The organism is Acetomicrobium mobile (genome assembly GCF_937920065.1).
This window is the reverse complement of the sequence record NZ_CALETC010000203.1, coordinates 1-2,337: the sequence shown is the minus strand read 5'-3', so window position 1 is coordinate 2,337 and position 2,337 is coordinate 1. Positions and strand designations below refer to the sequence as shown.

At 46.7% G+C, this 2,337-nt stretch carries 2 protein-coding genes; both read right to left on the bottom strand.

Annotated features, from left to right (window positions below; translation table 11 throughout):
- Nucleotides 1-313: hypothetical protein (locus Q7P41_RS07950; RefSeq protein WP_303883309.1), on the bottom strand; the 313-nt coding region annotated here is incomplete at its 3' end.
- Between the two features lie 111 nt (nt 314-424).
- Nucleotides 425-2,337 (bottom strand): aldehyde ferredoxin oxidoreductase family protein (locus Q7P41_RS07945; RefSeq protein ID WP_303883307.1); only part of this gene is annotated, 1,913 nt, incomplete at its 5' end.

Sequence of the window (2,337 nt, the reverse complement as noted above, 5' to 3'; positions counted from 1 at the left end):
CTATGATCCTTGGTTCACCGTCGATCTCTAGTTTTTCCATGCTCTCGTGCATTCCATAATGTGGGAGATCCTCAACGTAATTTTCGGGTTCTAAACTTAATCCCAAAGCATTCACCTTTGCTTTAACTTCCTTGCCAATGCTAATTCCATATTCTTTTATTGCTTTAAGAATCAATTGTTTGCCTTTTTCCTCTCCAAATTCCGCCACCAATGTCTTAGCAAATGCAAGATGAAGCATTGCCAATCTTCTGCAAACTCTTGCGACCTGCTCTGCAGCTTCTTTCAAAGTCACCCTTTCTTCTTCTTTAATCATTTGTCATATACCTCCTAAAAAGAGCAATATTTTTGCGAACTCAATGCCAAGATTTCCTCAAAAAGCATTTTCCATTCTGTTCATTCCAGCATGTGCTTTTAAAAATGGCGATCACGAGATAAGCCAGCTCAAGGACGTGCGCATCAAGGCTCCTTCCGTCGGATTGCCGCTTTTCGGATCCCACTGCGCTATTTGATAAAACATATCCAGGGCCCTTTTAAACTCGTCTTTGTCCAGATGGACTCCGTCGCTGGGGCCACCATAAAGAGGGGTAAAAACTTTGTCCGGCAGGTAATCGTCGTCCCTGGTAAATCCCTCACGTGCATTGAAGGAACGCATCATGTTGACCAGTCGTTCGCCAGCGAGCATGAGTTCATAAACTGAAGTATCCCAACCGATCCCGGTACGACAAAGCTCTACTACTTTGCTAGGTCCTATTATCTGCCAGCTTGGCCCTGCTACAAATTGGCATAAGCACAGGGCATTGATTAAATAGTAAAAACAATGGGTGTTAAATGCGAACCTAATCTTTTCTTCATCCAAGGCTTTGAAATCTTCCGATCCCTTCCAGACTCCGATTTTTGCTAGTCTGCTTCGCTCTTCTGACGTAGGATCAGCGGCAAGAATGTGGTCGTGTTCACTGGATTGGTGATCAGCACCGTAGGGATTAACCGCATAGATAAGCCCTAGGGCAGCCTTCCACTGAGGCATATGAGCGGGAAACTCCTGACCTTTTACCGTCGCTAGCAGCTTCTCGGCACCTCTGCCGATTATCTTGGCTGCTCTCGCGCTTCCTTCTGCAAGTATGCCGCCAAATCCTTCTTTTTTGGCTATTTTTTCGACCATTTCCACTAAGGCATTGCCGTTCCCAAAGTTCAATTCAATGCCCTCTGTGTCGGCAGTATCTATGATCCCCTTTTCAAAGCACTCCATGGCAAATGCAATAGTGGCACCACAACTTATGGTATCCATGCCATACATATTGCAAAGTTGGTTAGCGTATGCTACGGCCTCTAAATCGGTAACGCCACAGTACGATCCAAGAGCTGCACATGACTCGTACTCCGGCCCTCCGTAAGTACTGTCAATCTTCCCTGGTACCTCTACAACCCTTTTGCATCTGACCACGCATCCATAACATGTATCCTCTTTTTTAAGGATAGTTTTCGTCATCGCCTGCCCCGAAATGTTGAAAGCATTGGGAAGATATCCATTCGTCCAATTTTTTGACGGCAGGTATCCCGCTTCGTTAAAACCACTGAGAATGCCAGCGGTACCATATTTGTGCAACGATTGATGAGAGGCGCTTTCCTTCAGTCCATGGGCAACCTTTTTGGCCAATGCTGAAAAACCCTCGGGGTCATGAGGTTTTGGAGACACTTTGTGCTTCACAACAATGGCCTTCAAGTTCTTTGAACCCATTACAGCTCCAGTACCGTTTCTGCCGTTTGCCCTGTTAGCCATGTTTATAACGCAAGCGAAGCGCACCCCTGCTTCCCCGGCAGGACCCACTTGAGCTATCTCAACACGATCGTCGTTAAGCTCCTTTCTGATCGCCTTCTCGACTTCGCCTGTTACCTTCCCCCATAGAGCAGTGGCATCTCTTATCTCTACGCACTCGCCATCGATGTATAAATAAACCGGTTTAGGCGAGCGTCCCTTGACCATGATGGAGTCCCATCCATTGCTTTTCAAATGAGCTGCAAAAAATCCCCCTGATTGGCTGTCTCCCATCCCATCGGTCAGTGGACTTTTGGTGTTTATGGAAAGCCTGTTTGCCCCACTGATCGGCAGACCAACAACTGGCGAAACGGAAAAAGTAATGACATTATCAGGTGAAAAAGGATCAACTTTGCCCTTCATGTTTTTAAGAAGTAAATACGTTCCTAAAGCGGACCCTCCCGGATATAGCCTATAGACCTCCCCTGGCACCACTAAAGCCCTCGTAGTTCCCTTTGTGAGGTCCACCTCCAATACCTTTGCATCAGGAAACCATATCTGCCCCATCCCCATTCTCCCCCTTA